This window comes from Mucilaginibacter sp. P2_A5 (assembly GCF_056404995.1).
The window spans coordinates 45,144-66,118 of the sequence record NZ_JBFUCY010000024.1; the positions used below are offsets into that span (position 1 = coordinate 45,144).

12 protein-coding genes are annotated in these 20,975 nt (G+C 44.1%); 9 read left to right on the forward strand and 3 right to left on the reverse strand.

What is annotated here, in order from left to right:
- Nucleotides 1-29: 29 nt before the first annotated feature.
- Both AC1DXF_RS20490 and AC1DXF_RS20495 read right to left on the reverse strand, forming a co-directional pair.
- Nucleotides 30-1,031, reverse strand: coding sequence for a glycoside hydrolase family 43 protein (locus tag AC1DXF_RS20490; RefSeq protein WP_477450563.1), 1,002 nt, complete (start codon nt 1,029-1,031; stop codon nt 30-32).
- Between the two features lie 158 nt (nt 1,032-1,189).
- On the reverse strand, nt 1,190-1,735 hold the full coding sequence (locus tag AC1DXF_RS20495; protein ID WP_477450564.1) for a hypothetical protein: 546 nt from the start codon (nt 1,733-1,735) through the stop codon (nt 1,190-1,192).
- 149 nt (nt 1,736-1,884) lie between these two features.
- Between AC1DXF_RS20495 and AC1DXF_RS20500 the strand changes: the two genes are divergently transcribed.
- Nucleotides 1,885-2,553, forward strand: coding sequence for an MgtC/SapB family protein (locus AC1DXF_RS20500; RefSeq protein ID WP_477450565.1), 669 nt, complete (start codon nt 1,885-1,887; stop codon nt 2,551-2,553).
- Between the two features lie 167 nt (nt 2,554-2,720).
- On the opposite strand, the gene AC1DXF_RS20505 is transcribed toward AC1DXF_RS20500, so the two are convergent.
- Nucleotides 2,721-3,575 (reverse strand): hypothetical protein, encoded by an 855-nt coding sequence (locus AC1DXF_RS20505; protein WP_477450566.1) that lies wholly within the window; start codon nt 3,573-3,575, stop codon nt 2,721-2,723.
- 338 nt (nt 3,576-3,913) lie between these two features.
- Between AC1DXF_RS20505 and AC1DXF_RS20510 the strand changes: the two genes are divergently transcribed.
- The 8 genes from AC1DXF_RS20510 (at nt 3,914) to AC1DXF_RS20545 (ending at nt 20,794) form a co-directional block, all read left to right on the forward strand.
- Entirely contained in the window at nt 3,914-6,673 is a 2,760-nt protein-coding gene (locus AC1DXF_RS20510) for a glycoside hydrolase family 2 protein (protein WP_477450567.1), read from the forward strand.
- Between the two features lie 521 nt (nt 6,674-7,194).
- Nucleotides 7,195-9,144 carry a sialate O-acetylesterase gene (locus AC1DXF_RS20515; protein WP_477450568.1) on the forward strand — a complete coding sequence of 650 codons (1,950 nt, stop codon included), beginning with the start codon at nt 7,195-7,197 and terminating at the stop codon, nt 9,142-9,144.
- A 26-nt stretch (nt 9,145-9,170) separates the two neighbouring features.
- Nucleotides 9,171-9,989, forward strand: a complete 819-nt coding sequence (locus AC1DXF_RS20520) for a polysaccharide deacetylase family protein (protein ID WP_477450569.1) — start codon at nt 9,171-9,173, stop codon at nt 9,987-9,989.
- A 203-nt stretch (nt 9,990-10,192) separates the two neighbouring features.
- Nucleotides 10,193-10,774 (forward strand): RNA polymerase sigma factor, encoded by a 582-nt coding sequence (locus tag AC1DXF_RS20525; protein ID WP_477450570.1) that lies wholly within the window; start codon nt 10,193-10,195, stop codon nt 10,772-10,774.
- Between the two features lie 98 nt (nt 10,775-10,872).
- Nucleotides 10,873-11,961, forward strand: coding sequence for a FecR family protein (locus AC1DXF_RS20530; protein ID WP_477450571.1), 1,089 nt, complete (start codon nt 10,873-10,875; stop codon nt 11,959-11,961).
- 188 nt (nt 11,962-12,149) lie between these two features.
- Complete coding sequence (locus tag AC1DXF_RS20535) at nt 12,150-15,593, forward strand: TonB-dependent receptor (RefSeq protein ID WP_477450572.1); 3,444 nt, start codon at nt 12,150-12,152, stop codon at nt 15,591-15,593.
- 29 nt (nt 15,594-15,622) lie between these two features.
- Nucleotides 15,623-17,158 (forward strand): RagB/SusD family nutrient uptake outer membrane protein, encoded by a 1,536-nt coding sequence (locus tag AC1DXF_RS20540; RefSeq protein WP_477450573.1) that lies wholly within the window; start codon nt 15,623-15,625, stop codon nt 17,156-17,158.
- A gap of 63 nt (nt 17,159-17,221) precedes the next feature.
- The gene (locus tag AC1DXF_RS20545; protein ID WP_477450574.1) at nt 17,222-20,794 is read left to right on the forward strand and encodes a VCBS repeat-containing protein; all 3,573 of its coding nucleotides are present in this window, start codon (nt 17,222-17,224) and stop codon (nt 20,792-20,794) included.
- The last annotated feature ends 181 nt before the right edge of the window (nt 20,795-20,975 follow it).

Below are 20,975 nucleotides of genomic sequence, written 5' to 3' on the forward strand. Positions count from 1 at the left end.
TCAAATCTTCAAATTCTCAAATCTTCAAATCATTTTACCTTCCTCGCCGCTACGCCTTCATTGGTAATCTTCACCGGCTGTATCATGCCATCTTTATCAAAGTACATTTTATCAATGCACATTACGCGGTGGTTGCCGTCGGTCTCGGTCAATGGTCGGCGGTGGTATACAATGTACCATTCATCCGTGCCTGGCACGTTAATAACCGAATGGTGGCCCGCGCCGGTGGCAATACTGGCATCCTGCTTTAAAATAGTAGCTATCCGTTTAAACGGACCGAATGGGGTATCGCCAACGGCATAAGCTACCCGGTAATCGGGGCCTGTCCAGCCGCCTTCGCTCCACATAAAATAGTATTTGCCTTTGCGTTTAAACATTACCGGGCCCTCTACATAGCCCTTGGGGGTTATTTTTCTGTAGGTAACACCATCTTCAAAGGGTATTATGCCTGTAAAATCGTCTTTTAGCTTTACAATATTACATTGGCCCCAGCCGCCGTAAATCATGTAGTATTGGCCGTTATCATCCTTAAAAACAAACTGATCAATAGGCTGGGCTTTGTTAATAATCTGGTCAATCAGCGGCTTACCTAAGTAATCTTTAAACGGGCCTGCCGGGTTATCGGCTACAGCTACGCCGATGCCGCCTTTTTCGTTATTGTTCTGGATATCATTGGCTCCGAAGAAGATATAATATTTACCACCCTTTTCTGTAACCGCGGGCGCCCAAAGTGCCCAGCGAACCCATTTTACACCGCTGGTATCAACAATGTGGGGGTGTTTGGTCCAATGTACCAGGTCGGGCGAAGAGAAGGCGTCCATGTAAACCTGCTCATCGTATTTGGCCGAGTAAGTTGGGTATAGCCAATATTGTTTATTAAAAATTTTAGCTTCCGGATCGGCATACCAGCCCTCAACAACCGGGTTGCCCGATGTTTTTTTATCCTGCGCCAAAGCTTGCCGGTTTGGTGCTGCCATTGCTACAACCGTAATAGTTGTTAAAAGGATTGTATGATAAATGCCCGTTTTCATAATAGGTTGTATGTTTTGAGATCGCTAATATAATAGCTAAATTGGTTTAGTGGATGAGGTTTTTGTAGCTGCGTATATTTGTGCCTATGCGATGTGTCATCGTATTATTCAAAATTATTGTATGGGTATACTGTTCTAAACGTCTAATTTATCCGAATTTAAACTTGATTGGTCTCGGTAATGCGGGTAAATAACGTTTCTATATTGTTCCTGTTACGCCCAAAGGAAACTAAAGATGGTCTGTCTTCGGGATTACACACGCTGTTTACGAAAATTTGGTTGCCATGAAACAAAATAGTTATTTGTTCACCCCAACTCCCTGAAAAAAAGCCGGGGTTTGTAGTAGCAATATAAGTATTTGCTGAATGAGTATCCGGAATCCAATTTAAGTCTGTACTAACCTGTTTAATGATTTTTAATATTTCGGGTTGGGATAAGGTTGTTTTTATCATCTTAAATTTCAACCTCCTTTTTTGAAGTAAATAAATTAAAAGACTCAAAACAGAGGGGATTATAATTATCTGCAACTCAGGTTCGGAAAAATGATATGAATGTTGGCTTATTATACTCACCGCAATAGAGATCAATATAACCATCGGAGCGAGCATAAGAAAGAAGATAGGGCTCCAATGGTTAAATTTTCCAAAGGCGCTCAACTGAAGTTCGCCCGTCTCAATTGATTTTTGGAATTGTGCCTCGGTCATTTTCATTGCGGAATAAATATATTACTTATTAATCCGAATGCTATCGCGTTAACAAAAAAGCCCGATAGAAAATACATACGCATTTATAGTAAGTTTAATGTGCTAAATATTTACTTTTAATAGCAATTTATGCAGCTAATCAAGTCCCCATGAACTTCGACAGTACCATTTTGCTTAACCCCAACCATAACATATATGGCCACGAAATACTAAAACTGTTTCTTGCCGTGGTAACCGGTTGTGTTCTTGGCCTGGAACGCGAGATCAGGGGCAAATCGGCGGGGTTCAGAACCCTGGCCCTGATCTGTTTGGGCGCTACTGTTTTTACCATATGCTCATACCTGCTTGGGGTAGAAACCAACCGCGACCGGATAGCGGCCAACATTATTACAGGCGTGGGTTTTATAGGGGCTGGGGTGATATTTCGTAACAATTCCTCTGTTTCGGGGATTACTACGGCAGCTTCTATATGGATTTCGGCCGCATTGGGAATGCTTTTAGGTATTGGCGAGTTTGCTCTTGCCGGAATTTCGCTGATTGCCACTATGTTTATATTGTATACCCTCGATTTTATCCAGGTTTGGTTAGATAATAAATTCGAACATCGCCATTACCGGTTGGTATTTAAAAAAGATTGGAGGTTAAGTACTTTATATGACCAGGCGAAGCCGCTAAAACTGAAAATAGCCAAGACTAAAACTTTACGGACAGGTATGCAAAGCATCATGGAGTTTGACATATCTGGGCGGGAAATTAACCTTGCGTTGTTTAACCAATGGCTTATAGATAGTGAGGAAATCCTATCAGTTGAATGGTAGGCCGGACTGTTGAGCAGGCTTATTTTATTCAATCGCCAGTTTAAGTTAAACGCCTGGTGTTTTACAACGCCGGAGAGCGAAAGTAAGTCTCGAGTAGTAAGTCCGAAGTCGTAAGTCAAAAGATAGCTCCGACTTCAGACTTTGGACTTACGACTTCGGACTTATTTTCACGGATATTTAAACCCAGGGAATACAATATGAAAAATGCTCCACCAGTTATCCTCCACCGAAAAGTATAATTTAAATGGCCCTTCAAAATGGATGGTTTCATTGTTTTCCAATACAGCATCATATTTTACCGAACCCTCGGCATGGCCAAGGCCCGAATTTGAGCCGGGCTGTAACTGAAAGCCGACGTCGTAAATAAAATACTCTTCGTTGTTGAAGGCTGTATACGCGCTAAAAATGTTTTTTAGCTGGTGTACAATTTCAATCCTGGTATAGGTTTTCCTGTCGGGGGCCACAAACGAGTCGCCCAGCACCCAACTGCGTTCGTTAAAGTCTTGTTTAAACCATCCCGATAAAAAATCCAGGGCTTTATTTTCAATGTTAGCTTTATGGTTGGGATGAAACTCTTCGTAATCAAAATGGCTGGTCATACCCGGTATCGAGAAATCGTCAGTCTCGTGATCAAACAACTCTTCGGTAATGAAAACATATTTGGTGCGGTTGTCCAAATCGTCAGAAAAATCGACAACAATATTTTTGCTGAATAATAAATCGGTAATCTGCTGCAAGGCCTCGTTTACCTGCGCTTCACTTAATCCATCCGCTGGTTTAAATTCGGGCTGGCCCAGCAAATCGTAAACCTTAATCCGTTTGGCGTTGGCGTAGTTATGTTCAAAATCAAAAATATTCTTCAAAAAAATATTTTCAATTTCCGGGTCAACAGGATTGATCATATGCGGATCGGCACCCAATTCGGCCTGCAATTTTAAACGGAGCAGTTCGTTTTCCATCCGCAGGTTTTCTTCGGGATCGTCGCTTAGCGGTTTGTCAAAAAGGTCGTCGGTGTTTTCCATAGTGACGGACAAAATAAGCAAAGCCCGGTAAAATTTAAAACTTTACCGGGCTTTTAATTTTGATGGTGATTACCTTATTTAAACTCAAGACTTACCGATACCAGATCAGAAACCAGGCCTGCAGCAGATTTTAAAATGCTGCCGGTTTTGAAGATGGCCTGTTCTGTAAAATATTTTTTCCACTCTTTTGTAGTTCAAGCTTTGCCATTCAGATTTCCTGAAATAATTTCCGGGAACGATTGCATACTTTTAATTACGCGTATTCTTTTTAAATCGCTCAGGAGTAATTAACCTTGTTTGCTGATTAAACCTGTGCTACCAGTTTTATAAACCCAACTATGAAAAAGATATTACTGCCATTACTGCTCATGCTCGTTTGCTTCGATGTGTTTTCGCAGGAAACCATTGTTAAATACCTGTCGGGAACGGATAAGGATCATACCGTACCCTGGGATTTTTATTGCACCGGCGGAAGAAAGAGCGGTGTATGGACAAAAATAGCGGTACCGTCAAACTGGGAATTACAGGGCTTCGGTAGCTATAATTATGGTCATGACAAAGTTAAAAGCAACGAGCAGGGCCTGTATAAACATGAGTTTTTTGCTGATAACCTGGCCGGCAAAAAGGTATATATCGTTTTTGAAGGATCGATGACGGATACCAAAGTTATGATTAACGGCAAGCAGGCAGGCCCGGTACACCAGGGCAGTTTTTATTGCTTTAAGTACGATATAACCGGTTTAATAAAACCAAAGGCCCAAAACCTGCTCGAAGTAACGGTTGATAAAACATCGGCAAATCCATCAGTTAATGATGCCGAACGCCGGAACAGCGATTTTTGGGTTTTGGGCGGAATTTACCGGCCTGTTTACCTGGAAATTGTTCCTGGAATTTTTATAGACAGGATGGCGGTAAACGCCAGGGCCGATGGATCTTTCCGGTTGGATGTATACGCGCAAAACGTAAGAGGCGATGAACTGATTGAAGCCCAGGTACAAAAACTTAACGACCAAAATGTAGGAAAGCCCTTTGCTGTTAATGCAAATGCCGCGGGCGATCATCTCGAATTAAAATCCAATTTTGATAAACCTTTATTATGGAGTGCCGAGTTTCCTAATTTATACCAGGTTGTGGTTACCATAAAGAATAAAAAGGGCGTTGTACACCGGGTTAAACAAAAATTTGGTTTCCGCACAGTGGAGGTGTGCACCGGCGATGGTTTGTATGTAAACGGTGCAAAAATTGTGATGAAGGGCAGCGACAGGCACAGCTTTTGGCCCGAAACCGGCCGCACCCTGAGCCATAGTGTTCACTTAATGGATGCAAAGCTGATGAAGGAAATGAACATGAATGCTGTCCGCATGTCGCACTACCCGCCCGACCGTGATTTTTTGGATGTTTGCGATTCGTTAGGCATATATGTATTGGATGAGCTTACCGGCTGGCAGGCTAAATACGATACCGTGGTAGGCCGCAAGCTGGTTAAAGAACTGGTAGTGCGTGATGTAAACCATCCCTCCATCCTGTTTTGGGATAATGGAAACGAAGGCGGCTGGAACCGTGGGCTTGACGGTGAATACGCTTTATATGATCCGCAAAAACGCACGGTAATTCATCCCTGGGAAAAGTTTAACGGCACCGATACCAAACATTACCCCGATTACAATTACATGGTTAACGCGGCGGCCAACGGTCAAGAAGTTTTTTTCCCGACGGAATTTATGCATGGCCTGTATGATGGCGGCGCGGCAGCCGGGCTTGATGATTTTTGGATGCAAATGGTAAAACATCCGCACGGCGCAGGTGGTTTTATCTGGGCGTTTTTGGATGAGGCCATAATCCGTACCGATAAAAACAACACCTATGATGCCGACGGTAATCACGCCCCCGATGGCATTGTTGGGCCGCACCGCGAAAAAGAGGGGAGCTTTTATGCGATAAAGGAGATCTGGTCGCCGGTTTATATTAATCCGCAACCTATTGATGCCGGCTTTGATGGTAAAATACCTGTCGAAAATCGCTATTCGTTCACTAACCTTAATCAATGTAGTTTTAAGTGGAAACTGGTTAAGTTCCCATCGGCACAAAATAAAACTACGGCTGCTATAGTAACGGCAACAGGTTTACTTAAACCAATTAATCTTAAACCGGGCGAAAAGGGTACTTTGAACTTAGCGCTGCCAGCATCGTGGAAAAAAAGTGATGCGCTGTACCTGGCAGCTTACGGGCCCGACAAAAAAGAAATATTTACCTGGAGCTGGGCTATTAGCACACCGAAAGCTATCGCCGGTAAAATACCAGCTTCGCCGGGTAAATCAGCTATAAAAATAACAGAAACAGATAAATTATTAACCTTCAAATGCGATGGCATTAGCTACGATTTTGATAAAGTTACTGGGTACATCCAAAAAGTAGTGAAACCGGCCGCCACAATTTCTTTATCGGGTGGGCCTGTATTGGCAGGTGTTAAAACCGAACTAAAACAGTTTACACACAAAGCCAACGCCGGAAAATATGTGGTAGAAGCCGATTACCAGGGCGCTGGTTCATTACACGTAAAATGGACTTTCGCTTCCGGGCGGCCGGCTAAACTGGAATATCAATACACGCAGCAGGGCGATGCCGATTTTATGGGCATCACCTTCAACTATCCCGAAGAAGAAATTACCGGCATGAAATGGCTTGGCCGCGGCCCGTACCGGGTTTGGAAAAACCGGCTGAAAGGCCAGCAGTTTGGCGTTTGGCATAAAGCCTATAATAATACCATTACCGGCGAAACCTGGGGCTATCCGGAATTTAAAGGTTATCATGCCGAAGTAAACTGGGTAACTATCGAAAATAAGGAGTCGCCGTTCACTGTTTATTCTGCCGATAAAAACACTTACCTGCAAATGCTGCACCCGGCAAGGGAAAAAGACGCGCTGAGCAATAATAATGTGGAGCCTGCTTTTCCTGAAGGAAGTATCGGTTTTTTAAATGCCATTGCTCCCATAGGCACCAAATTTCAGCCTGCAAAAGTGATGGGGCCTCAAAGTCAAACCAATCATGCCGACGGAGAGAAGATGAGCGGCACGCTTTGGTTTGATTTTATGCATTGAGCGAAAGACAAATCGGCGAAAGACTTACGAAGTTTTTAAAACTTCGTAAGTCTGGGATTCTACTCGTGACATATTTAGTATTTACACAAACATTGGCTTTGAACGCTGGCTAAGACTCACCCGGCGAGGCTACGCCCGCCACCCTCTCTTCGGCTTCGCCGGAAAGAGGGGCTTGAAATTTTATTACTTGGATTTTTTATAACATTTTGATATTCAGCATTCAAGCCCCTCTTTACACCGCAGGTGAAGAGAGGGTGGGGGGCGTAGCCTCGCCGGGTGAGTCTTGGCCGCCATGCGATATACGTCACGTCCCTTTTAGAATTTCGCGAGATTTTATCATTCAGGATGACGGGGAAATTGGATAAGTCATGGGTGGGTACGAAGACAACCAACCGCAGGGTCAATAGCATGGTTGTTGCGAGCAATAGTGTAAAAAAAGATTTGTGCAATCGATTGCGCAAATCTTTTTTTATTTGTTACTTCGTAAAAGTAAACCACCAAATTAAAAGTTCCTGTGAATTATGAAATCAGTGAAGATATTGCTTATCGCGCTGTTTGCCAGTTTTATATTGCCCGCCTATGCTTTGGTGCGGCTGCCGCAGCTGGTTGCAAACGGCATGGTGTTGCAGCGTAACACGCATGTAAATATCTGGGGATGGGCAGATGCAGGCGAAAAAATTAGCGTTAAATTTCAGCATAAGGTTTTCCGTACGGTAACTGATAAAAATGGCTCATGGAAAGTGGTTTTACCGGCGATGCCCGCCGGCGGGCCCTACACAATGGATATACAGGGCAACAACCATATTACGATTACCGATATTTTAGTTGGCGATGTTTGGTTTTGCTCTGGCCAATCAAATATGGCTTTACAAATGGAGCGGGTAAAGGAAAAATATCCCGATGAGATTGCCTCTGCCAACTACCCCCAAATCAGGAACTTTTTTGTGAAGACAGACGCTGACGTAACCAAACAACATACCGATCTGCAACCGGGTAAATGGGTAAAGGCCGATCCCGAAGCGGTGCTGGGTTTTGGTGCAACATCATGGTTTTTTGCCAAACAACTTTATCAAAAATACCACGTGCCGATAGGCATTATTAACTCAAGCGTAGGAGGCACGCCCATTGAGGCCTGGATTAGTAAAAATGGATTGGAAAATATTAAACCCTACAATAATAGGATAAAGCAATTTGACGATGCAGTTTTTATAGATAGCGTTACAAAAAAGCATTCGGCACCTAATAGTCCGCTTAATACAGCTGTTTATGGGGGTGATAAAGGCTTAACAGAAATTAAACCATGGTATGATACTGCGTATGTCCCGCATAACTGGCACCATTACTGGCTCCCCGGTTATTGGGCCGATCAGGGCGTTAAAGGCTTGAACGGTGTAGTTTGGTTCCGCAAGGAGGTGAACCTGCCAGCATCTTTTGATGGCAAAGCAGCCAAATTGTTTTTAGGGAGGATAATTGATGCCGATCAAACTTATGTTAATGGGAAGCTTGTGGGAAACATTACTTACCAGTATCCGCCGCGGCGATATAACGTACCCGCCGGTTTACTAAAGCCCGGCAAAAATGTTATAGTTGTGCGGGTGGTAAACACCAACGGTAAAGGCGGTTTTGTGCCCGATAAACCCTATTATTTGAGTGTAGCCAAAGATACCATCGACCTGCGCGGCGATTGGCAGTATAAAGTAGGGCAGGTGTTTGAGCCGGTTAAGCCCGTTGCCGAATTTGTTGGCCAAAGTGAGCCGACCGGCCTTTATAATGCCATGGTTGCGCCGGTGATCAACTACAGCATCAAAGGCCTGGCCTGGTACCAGGGCGAAAGTAACGCTGGTAGCGCAAGTACATACGGCGTTTTATTAAAGGCCCTTATTGCCGACTGGCGCGATAAATGGCGCCAGGGCAACCTTCCATTTGTATATGCCCAACTCCCTAATTTCAACGAGGCGCAATATTCTCCGGCAGAAAGTGATTGGGCTCAATTACGGGAGGGGCAATTGGAAGCTCTTGCCTTACCAAACACAGGCATGGCTGTAACCCTTGATGCCGGCGAATGGAACGATATACATCCCCTGAATAAAAAAGCGGTAGGTGAGCGCCTGGCCATAGCCGCCCAAAATGTAGCTTATGGAGATGGTAATGTAATTCCGTCAGGCCCAATATATCAATCGGCAAGGGTAGATGGGAGTAAAATTGAGCTCTCTTTTAAAAATGTAGGGACAGGGCTTGTTGCAAAAAATGGGGATGAACTATCCCAATTTGCGATAGCTGGCGCCGATAAGAAGTTTGTTTGGGCCAGCGCCGTTATTAAGGGCGATAAAGTGCTGGTATGGAGTGATCAGGTACCAACACCCTTATATGTAAGGTATGCATGGGCCGATAATCCCGATGGGGCCAACCTGTATAATAAAGAAGGCTTGCCTGCATCACCTTTCCGTACTGATAAGCCCGCAGCTAAGTAATCAGATCAAAAAAAACGAAACAATAAATGACACCCATTAAATACGTTATCATATTTTTTTTATTGCTGCTTGCGCTAACTTCCAGGTCGCAGGATAAGCCGCTGTGGAATAATAAGCAGTGCGCAGTTGTATTAACCTATGATGACGCGATTGACGTCGACCTGGATAACGTACTGCCCGCGCTCGACTCGCTGAAGTTGAAAGGTACATTTTACCTCATCGGCTCGTCGCCGGTTGTGGTAAACCGGATGGCGGAATGGCGAAAAGCGGCAGCCCGTGGTCATGAGCTGGGCAATCATTCCCTTTATCACCCTTGCGATGGCAGTTTGCCAGGCCGCAGTTTTGTAACTGCCGAAACTGACCTGGGTAAGTATTCGCTTGAACGTGCCGTTAAAGAGATAAAGACTACCAATACCCTGCTTAAAGCGATTGACGGTAAAACTACGCGTACCTTTGCATTCCCTTGTGGTGATCTTAAAATAGGAGATAAATATTTTTACGATTACCTTAAAAACGATTTTGCAGGCGCACGCGGGGTAGCACCCGGACTGCAGACATTAAAACAGGTAAACCTGGATAACATTGATAGCTTCATGATTAACGGGCAATCGGCTGACTATTTGATCAACCTGGTTAAACAGGCCATGCAATCGCATACCCTGCTTGTATTTTTGTTTCATGGCGTTGGGGGCGGGCATAATCTTAACGTTAGCCTGGATGCCCACAGTAAGTTGCTGCACTACCTTAATCAACACCAAAAAGACATCTGGATTAAAGACATCTGGATTGCTCCAATGGTTGATGTTGCCGCTTATATCAAAGCCGGCCAGCAGGCTGCCAAATAATAGTTTCCCATAATATTTTTAATCGGTGGAGTAAAAAATAATTTAAATAGGTTGGTAAAACGATTAAGCATTCAATTGATAAAAAGTAGCTCAAAATAATTATTGCAATCGATTGTATTTGTGATTTAATGTTTTAGATTTGTTTGCCCGGTTGTATCCCCAATTTATAATCGCGGTTATTTAATATTATAAACCAGTTTACCTTGCCAAACAGCACCTACATATCCAATGAAAGCATTCTTCAGCTCTGGAGCGATTTCAGGCTGGGGAATGAGCGTTCATACGCGGAGCTGATGCGTATTTTCAGTAACCCCATGTACCGGTATGGCATCAGGTTTATTGATAATCCCGATTTTGTAAAGGATTGTATCCAGGATGTGTTTTTTGAGCTGTGGAACCGCCGCGATAAAATAAGGCAGGCGGAGTGCGTTAAATCCTATTTATACAAGGCCCTGCGGCTGCGCATTTTCCGCGAGAAACCAAAATGGAAACAAGCGGAACCTCTTGAAAATAATTATGAATTTATGATAGAATTTGATGTGGAATCAAACATCATCAGCGAAGAATTATCGCAGGAGATTTATCATAAGCTTCAGTCTATTTTAGGGAGCCTTCCCAAACGTCAAAAAGAAATCCTGTACCTTAGATTTTACGAGGGCATGTCCCAGGAAAAAATAGCCGAAGTGATGGACCTCAACCGTCAATCGGTGTATAACCTGATGCACGACTCAATACTAAGCCTGCGAAAATATTGGGCGAAAAGCCCGGTTTATTACTGCCTTTAATCGCCGTTTCGCGGCGTTGAAAATTATTTTTAAATTTTTACAGTAGATTTTTCCTTTTTCTGCATGTAGGTAGATATAGACCATATTATACCTGTTTCATGCTTGACAATCAATACCATAAAATTGAAGATTTTTTAATGGACAATTCTTTTGTAGAATGGGCCTCGGGCAATTACACAGAAGATGATGATTATTGGAAGAATTTTCCTTTGCATAACCCTGCATCCGAAGACAATTTTAAACAGGCCTGTACTATCATAAAATCATTCAGGATTAAGCCCGTGAGCGATCTTTCGGCAGCGGAAATTGATGAACTGGTAAATAATGTACAAAGCAGAATCGCCGGCTATCCTGCAGCCGATAATGTTCGCCCGATTAAATTCAGGATGAATAACCTGTTGCGTTTTGCGGCTATCCTCATTATTGCCCTGGCTGTTGGCCTTGGCTACGTAGTTTTTGATACCGGTAAAAACAAGCAGGTATACAACAAGGCCAATTTGCAATCCTGCCAGAATATAATTAACAGGAGCGAAATACCAATGCTTGTAAAACTGCCGGATAACAGCTCGGTTATATTGCAGCCCGGCGCCCAGGTAAATTATCCAAACAGTTTTACAGGGAATAAACGCGAAGTAAACCTTACAGGCGAGGCCTTTTTTGAGGTGAGTAAAAACCCGGCCCGGCCATTTTATGTGTATTCAAACGAGCTAACAATTAGGGTGGTAGGTACCAGCTTTAAGGTGATGGCCAATGACAGCGATGATCAATACAAAGTATTAGTAAGCACCGGCCGTGTGGAGGTATCGGCACATAACAGTAAAGGCACGGGGGTAAATAGCAAGCCTGCGGTAGTTTTAACCCCTAACCAGCAGGTTGTTTTGTACCGGAAGGAGCTGAGGCTGGAGAAAGCTGTTTTAAGCAAGCCGATGCTGTTGTCAAAAGAATCAACAACCATTCATTTTAATTTTTCGGGCACGCCGTTTTCAAAAGTGGTAACAACTATTGAAGAAGCTTATGGGGTGCATATTATTTATGATGAAAAAGTGATGGGCAATTGCCAGCTCACGGCATCGCTTATTGATCAGCCCCTGGATGAGCGCCTGAAGTTGATTTGCAAAGCCGTTGAGGCCGAATATAAAATAACCGGCGGCCAGATCATTATACAAGGTAAAGGCTGCGGCAACTGATAGAATTTTAACTAATTAAACCCCAGTCCATATGTAAAAAAAATACACAAAAAAAGCACTAAAAAAAGAAATCGGCAGTGCTGTCACACCGCCGATGATTCGGTTTCTTCCTGTTATTCGCAATCAACAAATTGTACGGGAAGGCTTTTGTCGAATTTTTATAAAATCCAATTAACCAAACCAAATTTATGAAAAAAAACTATTCATTAACTGCTATTATGCGCATAACGGTTATAAATATTGCTCTCAGCCTCACGCTCATCAGCGGGGCCATTGCCAGCAATACCCGGGCCCAGGTCCTCGACCAAAAAATGAGCCTTAATGCAAAGGATAAAGAGATAAGCAAAGTGCTGGTTTCTATTGAAAAGGAAGCCAATATCACTTTTATTTATAGCCCTGTACTTATACAGGCCAGCAACAAGGTAACGGCAAATTTCAAAAATGAAACGCTGTCGGCTATCCTTTCAAAGCTGCTCACCGCTCAAAATATCAAATACGAGGTATCGGGCAATGTAATTGTGCTCAACCGGATAATACCCGATAACGAACAGCCTAACACACAGGTAAATACGCCGGCCGTGCAGGCAATAACGGTTACAGGTACAGTAACAGATGATGCGGGCGTACCGGTTATAGGCGCAAGCGTAACTATTAAAGGGGGCGCGGTAGCCGTTAGCACCGATAAAAACGGGGCATTTAAGATTAATGTTCCGGATGGGGGTGCAATACTGGTATTCAGGTATTTAGGCTTTTTAACACAGGAAATTACTGTAGGCAGCAATACCGTTATTAACGTACAGCTTAAAACCGATTCAAAATCATTGAACGAGGTTGTGGTAGTAGGTTACGGATCGCAAAAGAAAAGTACCCTTACCGGCGCCATCACTTCATTGAATGCGCGCACCATAAACGCGTTGCCTGTGGCAAGTGTTGAACAGGCCTTACAAGGCAGGGTTGCGGGTTTAAATGTTACCAATAACGGCGCGCCGGGCACACAGCCTATTGTTACTATCAGGGGTATCAGCTCTATCAACTTTGCTTCCGATCCGTTGTATGTGATAGATGGTTTCCCTACCGGCAACCTGTCAAGTTTTGATTCAAAGGATATCGAATCGGTGGAGGTTTTGAAAGATGCAAGCGCGGCTGCCATTTACGGATCAAGGGCTACCAACGGTGTAATATTAATTACCACCAAAAAAGGCGCCCGCACCGGCAAAATCGAGGTGAGCCTTGATGCTTATGCCGGTATCCAAAGCCCGTCGAAAAAATTAGACCTGCTGAACACAAACCAGTATGTTCAATATGCTACCGTTCTTGACGGAGCCGCCGGCCTGCCGCCGCGTTTATCGCCGGCGAATTTTAACAAGCCTATTTACGCGGGAGCAAGCCAAACTTACGCCCAAACCAATACCGATTGGCAGGACGCCTATTTTAAACGCAACGCCTTAATTACTTCCAATAATGTTTCTATAGCAGGCGGTAATGATGTATCGCGGTTTTTCACATCGGCAGGGTATTTTAAGCAGGATGGTATAGCCCAGGCCTTAAACTACGAGCGTTATAACTACCGCATCAACTCCGATCATAAAATAAGCAAGGTATTTACCTTTGGCGAAAATGTTTATACCGCGGTAAGCAACCAGCATTATGATGCAACACAAGGTAACCGTACACAGCTAACCAATGTGGTAAGGATGCTGCCTTATATCCCCCTGCATGACCCTACCACAAACGGAGGTTTCCAGGGCCCTATCAGCAGTTTTGATGGCTCTGATCCAACCAACCCGGTTGAATCGGCTCTTATCGGCTCAAATACTATTAAAACCATTAAAATATTGGGTACCGCTTATTTGGATGCCAATATCACATCCTGGTTAAAGTTCCGGTCGACTTTTGGTATCGACTATACCAACGGTTACACGCAAAATTATACCCCCATTTATAATGATGGCGGTACATTAAGCGCTACATCGGCAGCAATAGCCAATCAGCGCGTATCATCAACTACCAAACTTTATACCCAGCAGTTATCATTTGATAAAACCTTTGGTTTGCACCATGTGGCAGCAACGGCGGTTTACGAGCAGCAGGGGCTTACTTATACCACCGAAACATCATCGGGCAACCAGGCAACCAATTTGGTTAAAACACTTAATGGTGCATCAAACGTTGCAGCAAATAATATCAATGAAAGCAACTTGCTGCAATCATACGTAGGTAGGGTTAATTACGATTTTGCAGGTAAATACCTCTTAAGCGCATCCATCCGCCGCGATGGTTTGTCTATCTGGGCGCCCAACCATAAATACGCCAATTTCCCTTCGGCATCCATAGGCTGGAAAATTGACCAGGAAGATTTTCTGAAAGGTAGCGAAACCGTATCTGAACTTAAATTGCGGGCAGGTTATGGCTCAACCGGCATTCCTCCGGGTGGTTTGGGCAACTATCCATACCTATCGCCCGTGCGTTCAAACCTGGCTTTTTATCCTATTGGCAATGTGGCACCAGGTGGTGGTAATGCGTCATATACCAATGGCTTAACTAATTTAAACTTAAGCTGGGAAAAAACAAAACAGTTAAACATTGGGGTTGATTTGGGCTTGTACAATAACAAAATAACTGTTGTTGGCGAGTTTTTTAAACGTAAAACCGAAAATCTGATGCTTACGATACCTACCGCGCCAAGCCAGGGTTACCAGGGCATAGGTACTTTGGACAATATTGGCACAATGCAAAATACCGGTGTGGAATTTCAGTTAGGTTATCATAAAAGAGACGGCGCATTTAAGTGGGATGTAACCGGATTATTAAGTGTTATACGCAATAAGGTATTAACGCTAAATTCGCCCACCGCGACAATTCAATCGGGCAACGATGCCGATTTTGGCGGCGGTGATCCGTTTACCCAAACCATAGCAGGTCAGCCTGTTCAATCGTTTTATGGTTGGGTTACCGATGGAATATTCCAGAACGCGGCCCAGATAGCAGCCAGCCCAACGCAGGCTAATGCAGCGCCCGGCGATATCAAATTTAAAGATATCAGCGGTCCGCAGGGCAAACCGGATGGAGTTATCGATTCATATGACCGTACTTACATCGGCAGTTTCCTGCCTAAGTTTACCTACTCGTTAAACTACACAGCCAACTACAAAAACTTTGATGTAGCTATATTTTTCCAGGGGGTACAGGGCAATAAAATTTTAAATGCCGAAAAAATTATCCTGGAAGGTATGCCAAGGCTGTTTAATGCCGGCACACAGGTACTAAACGCCTGGACACCATCCAACACCAACACCACCATCCCCCGTGCCATTGCCGGCGATCCTAACCGGAACGGAAGGCTATCAACCCGTTGGATTGAGGACGGATCATACCTGAGGCTTAAAAATGTAATTATTGGTTACAGCCTGCCACCATCGGTACTAAGGTCGTTTGCCAATAACTCTATAAGCCGGTTGAAATTTTATGTGTCGGGCCAAAACCTGGTAACCTTTACCAAATACAAAGGTTTCGACCCCGAAGTAGGTAACAAAAATCAGAATACCTCTGGTGGTAACCTTACCAACGGTGTCGACTTTGGGCAATACCCGGTGGCGCGTTCATTTCAATTTGGAATACAAGCGGGCTTTTAACATTTAATGGCATTTAAAAGAAAGATATTATGAAAAGCAATAAAACTTATAAATACTTGGTAAGCATAGGGTTTGTTGTAGCAGTTGTTTTTTCATGTAAAAAAGGACTGGATACAAACAATCCAAACGTGGTTACCTCCGATAAATACTTTAAAAACTCAAGTGAATTAACGGCAGCCACAAATGCCATTTATTCGACATGGCACGCCTCAAACCTGGTTGCCCGCGAGTGGTTTTTCCTGCATGATTTACGCAGCGACGATGTTTCATCAGGCGGCAGCCAGCTGGAGGCGCCCCGTAACCAGATCCTGATAGGGGTGGTTGACCCTGCAAACCCGGTAATGAACGCGGTTTGGAATACTTTGTACACGGTTATTCACCGTGCAAATACGGTTACAGATAACGCGCCGCTGGTAACGGATAACACCGCTTTAAGGGATAGATTAGTTGGCGAGGCTAAATTTTTACGTGCCTGGGCTTATTTTGATTTGGTGAGCCAATGGGGCAGTGTGCCGCTTTACAAAACCACTGCTAAAAGCCCTACAGATTATCAGCCTAAAGCCAAGCTTGAGGATATTTACGCCTTTATAGTTAAAGATTTGCAGGATGCCGCAGCTATTTTACCCGGTAAATCGGGTACAGATAAAGGCCGGGCTACTGCCGCTGCCGCCAACGCGATGCTGGGCCGGGTGCTTATGCAATCCGGAGATTATGCGGCTGCCAAAGCAGCTTTGCTTAAAGTGCCAACATCAGGCGCCGATGGTTATGCGTTGACCGCCCGTTTCCTGGATAATTTTGAAGAAGAGACTGAGTTTAATAACGAGTCTATCTTCGAGATGATTTACTCGGATAAAGGCGACAATAATTTTAACTGGGGCAGTGGCGTAGGCGATGGCGTATCTGCCGATCAAACTACGGTACGTAACCAGGAGTATAATCCAATTGGCTGGCGAAACCTGATCCCATCAAACAAAATGCTGAACGAGTTTGAAAGTACAGTTACCGGCGCTGTAAAAACAGATCCGCGTTATGCTTATACCTATTACCAAACCGGCGATACTTTTAATAACGGTACGTCTACCCTGGTACCAGCCGATCAGAATGGCAACTCATCTGTTGTGCATGGTACTACCATCAAAGTTGGTTTCAGAAAATTCCAGCTCATTTATAAAGAAGACCGCGCAACGGCTTCGTTTCACCCGGGCAGCAACAACCAGCGCATTTTACGTTACGCCGAGGTATTGCTCAACCTTGCCGAATGCGAAAACGAGTTAGGAAATACTGCCGCTGCCGTGGCCTATTTGAACCAGGTGCGGGCGAGGCCGAGTGTGGCTATGCCTCTTTATCCAACAGCCCAGTTCCCGGTTGCTACAAAAAACGATGTAGTTAAAGCCATTATGCACGAAAAAAGCGTGGAAATGACCAACGAAGAAGTAAGAAATGTTGACATTTTAAGGTGGAGAAGAAAAGGTTACTTTGCAACCGAACCTTTATCATGGTACAACGCTTCAAAAGAATTCCTGCCTATTCCGCAGGCCGAAATTGATAACAACCCTAAACTTTAATACCTACTGAAACAAACAAAGGCTGCTTAGGCGGCCTTTGTTTGTTTATTAAATAGCCTTACTATGCGTTTTAAGCCCTTGTTGTTTGTTTGTGTAATGCTTGCTGTTGCCGCGTGTAAGAAGGCGCCTTTGTTTGAGCAAATTCCGTCTTCGTACTCCAATATTCACTTCAATAATTTAATAACCGAAAACGACTCTATCAACCCGATTGATAACGCCTACGTATATAATGGCGGCGGCGTGGGTGTTGGCGATTTTAATAACGATGGTCTGCAGGATCTTTACTTTACCGGCAACATGGTTAAAAATCGCTTGTATTTAAATGAGGGCGATTTTAAGTTTAAAGATGTAACCGATGAAGCTAATGTGGGTGGCAGCGGCAGGTGGGGCAGGGGCGTTTCGGTAATTGATATAAACAATGATGGGCTGATGGATATTTATGTCAGCAATTCGCTGTTGAATGATTCATTAAAACGCACTAATTTACTGTATATAAACCAGGGGCCTGATAAAAACGGGGTGCCGCAGTTTAAAGAAATGGCGCATGAATATGGCTTGGATTTGCACGCGCACTCTACCATGGCTGCGTTTTTTGATTATGACAATGATGGCGATTTGGATATGTACCAGGCCATCAACTGGCCAAACATGCAATCATATGCCAATAATTTCAGGCCGATAATTAAAGATGGTTCATACCCAAGTACCGGTAAACTGTTCCGTAATGATTGGGATGCCAAATTGGGGCATGCTGTATTTCGTGACGTATCCAAACAAGCCGGTGTCACCATTGAGGGCTATAGCCACGGTGTTACCATCGCCGATATTAACCGCGATGGCTGGAAGGATATTTATGTTACCAACGATTTTGTTACCAACAATGTACTGTACATCAATAACCACGATGGTACTTTTACCGACAGGTCAAAGGAGTATTTTAAGCACACCTCATTTAACTCCATGGGGCAGGATATTGTGGATATGAACAACGATGGCCTGGCCGATATTTTTGAGCTGGACATGAACCCCGAGGATAATTACCGCAAAAAAATGATGAGCATGGCCAACAGCTATCAAACTTTTCAAAATTTTGATCATTATGGCTACCAGTATCAATACGTGCGCAACACCCTGCAACTAAACCAGGGGCCACGGCTGGGCCAAAATGATTCTATCGGCACGCCCGTTTTTAGCGAGACCAGTTTTATGAGCGGGGTAGCCCAGACAGACTGGAGCTGGACCCCTGTAATTACCGATTTTAATAATGACGGCTACCGCGACCTGGTAGTTACCAACGGTTACCCCCGGGATGTTACCGATCATGATTTTATTGCTTACAGGGCCAACGCCTATGCTGTGGCCAGCAAACAACAGGTGCTTGAACAAATTCCACAGGTTAAAATTCATAATTATGCTTATCAAAATAAGGGAGGCGCAAGTTTTAACGATGTAAGTGCCGACTGGGGACTATCAGCACCTACGTTTTCAAACGGAGCCGTTTATGCCGATTTAAATAATGATGGCGCAATGGACCTTATCGTTAATAATATTGATGATGAGGCCATGATCTACAAAAATACTTCAGGCGAAAATAAAACTGATGCAGCCCATTACCTGCAAATTCAGTTCCTGGGCGATAAGCAAAATGTAAACGGAATAGGGGCCTGGGCTGATATTTATTATGATAAAGGCAAGCACCAGGTTTATGAAAACAGCCCATACCGCGGTTACCTGTCGTCGGTACAAAACATAGCCCATTTTGGATTGAACGCTACCACTGTAATTGATTCGGTAGTTATGAAATGGCCAAATGGCAGGCAGCAACTATTAAAAAATATAAAAGCCGATCAAGTACTAAATGTACGCCTTGCCGATGCACGAGATAATTACACCTGGCCGCAACCCAAATTGGCTTCGGCTGCTATTTTCAAAGAAGTAACAAAGGCCGTCGGCATCAGCTATAAGCACCAGGAAAATGAATTTATCGACTTTAATATTCAAAAACTGCTGCCACACAAATTGTCGGGCTACAGCCCTGCACTGGCCGTTGCCGATGTAGACGGCAATGGTTTTGATGATATGATCATCGGCGGCAATGATAAGGCGCCCGCCCAGGTGTTTTTACAACAGGCCGACGGGAAATTTAAGCAGCGCAACCTGTTATCAAACCCAATTACAACAACCGGCTACAAAGATGGCGGCATTTTATGTTTTGATGCTAATGGCGATCGCAAGCCCGATGTATATGTAACAGGCAGCGGCTACCAGGCGGCCCGCAACTCGCCGGTTTACCAGGATAAACTGTATTTAAATGATGGTAAAGGTAATTTTACTTTGGCCCCTGATGCTTTGCCTTTAAACAACACCAGCAAGCTTTGCGTACGTGCTGTTGATTACAATAAGGACGGCAGCCCCGATCTTTTTATATCCGGCAGGGTCGATCCCTGGAATTACCCCCGCGCGGTATCCAGCTTTATATATCGTAATGATAGCAAAAACGGCATAACAAAATTTACAGATGTAACAGCCGCCGTGGCCCCTGTACTAAAAGACATAGGCATGGTGTGCGACGCGCTGTTTACCGATTTTGATAACGATGGCTGGAGCGATTTGATATTGGCAGGGGAATGGATGCCGCTGAAGTTTTTAAGGAACGATCATGGTGTGTTTAAAGATGCTACCGACGGCACCGGCCTAGCCGGCAAAACCGGCTGGTGGAACAGTATTATTGCAGGCGATTTTAGGCATACCGGTAAAATGGATTACATTATTGGTAATACAGGCCTGAATACCCTGTACCAGGTGAGCGATACGCAACCGGCATATATTACCGCAAAAGATTTTGATAAACGTAACCGTTTTGACGCATTTCCATCATTGTTTTTGCCGGGGGCAGATGGTGTTAAAAGAGAGTATCCGGCCAATGTGCGCGATGATGCCATTAAGCAAATGATTACCCTTAGGCAAAAGTTTACCAACTACCGCTCATACGCCAATGCCACCATGGCCGATATTTTTACGCCCGAACAAATGAAAGGAGCCGTAAGATTGAAGGCTACCGAGCTAAGGTCATGTTATTTAAAAAACGAAGGGAACGGAAAGTTTACGATGATCCCCTTACCTGCCGAAGCCCAGGTATCGGCAATTAACGGCATGCTGGCCGATGATTTTGATGGCGACGGTAACCTGGACGTGATTATGAACGGCAATGACTTTAGCACCGATGCAGCCGTTGGGCGTTACGATGCCCTTAACGGCCTGTTTTTAAAAGGAGACGGCAAAGGCAACTTTAAACCTTTATCTATTTTACAAAGCGGCATTTATATTCCTGGTGACGGGAAGGCGCTTGTTGAACTTAAAGGAAGTAAGGGTAAAACGCTGGTTGCCGCCAGCCAGCATAATGATGATTTGAAAGTGTTTGAGCTGAGGCGTGATACAAAATCCATCAGCTTGCTGCCCAACGACATTTGCGCGGTTACCCGCTATAAAAATGGAAAAACTACCCGACGGGAGTTTTATTACGGCTCCTCGTTTTTATCCCAATCGGGCAGGTTTATGAATGTAGGGGCAGATGTGGTTGATATAACAATTTTGAATAGTAGGGGCGAAAGCAGGAAGGTACAGGGTTATAATTGAGATGTAAAAATAGTTCTGTAGTGTCCAGAGAAAATTTATTCGCGCTAAGGCGCAAAGTGATTTGCTTATTTTGGGGTTTATGACGTTTTGTGTGTGTTGTTTTAGTTTCAATTAGCTTCTACACAATTCTTCTTAAGGGCCATCGGCCCGAAACATATTGTAGCCACGGGTTTCAACCCGT

Coding starts and splice junctions, on each gene's coding strand:
- AC1DXF_RS20490 (WP_477450563.1), bottom strand. CDS start 1,031: ATGAAAACGGGCATTTATCATACAATCCTTTTAACAACTATTACGGTT.
- AC1DXF_RS20495 (WP_477450564.1), bottom strand. CDS start 1,735: ATGACCGAGGCACAATTCCAAAAATCAATTGAGACGGGCGAACTTCAG.
- AC1DXF_RS20500 (WP_477450565.1), top strand. CDS start 1,885: ATGAACTTCGACAGTACCATTTTGCTTAACCCCAACCATAACATATAT.
- AC1DXF_RS20505 (WP_477450566.1), bottom strand. CDS start 3,575: ATGGAAAACACCGACGACCTTTTTGACAAACCGCTAAGCGACGATCCC.
- AC1DXF_RS20510 (WP_477450567.1), top strand. CDS start 3,914: ATGAAAAAGATATTACTGCCATTACTGCTCATGCTCGTTTGCTTCGAT.
- AC1DXF_RS20515 (WP_477450568.1), top strand. CDS start 7,195: ATGAAATCAGTGAAGATATTGCTTATCGCGCTGTTTGCCAGTTTTATA.
- AC1DXF_RS20520 (WP_477450569.1), top strand. CDS start 9,171: ATGACACCCATTAAATACGTTATCATATTTTTTTTATTGCTGCTTGCG.
- AC1DXF_RS20530 (WP_477450571.1), top strand. CDS start 10,873: ATGCTTGACAATCAATACCATAAAATTGAAGATTTTTTAATGGACAAT.
- AC1DXF_RS20535 (WP_477450572.1), top strand. CDS start 12,150: ATGAAAAAAAACTATTCATTAACTGCTATTATGCGCATAACGGTTATA.
- AC1DXF_RS20540 (WP_477450573.1), top strand. CDS start 15,623: ATGAAAAGCAATAAAACTTATAAATACTTGGTAAGCATAGGGTTTGTT.
- AC1DXF_RS20545 (WP_477450574.1), top strand. CDS start 17,222: ATGCGTTTTAAGCCCTTGTTGTTTGTTTGTGTAATGCTTGCTGTTGCC.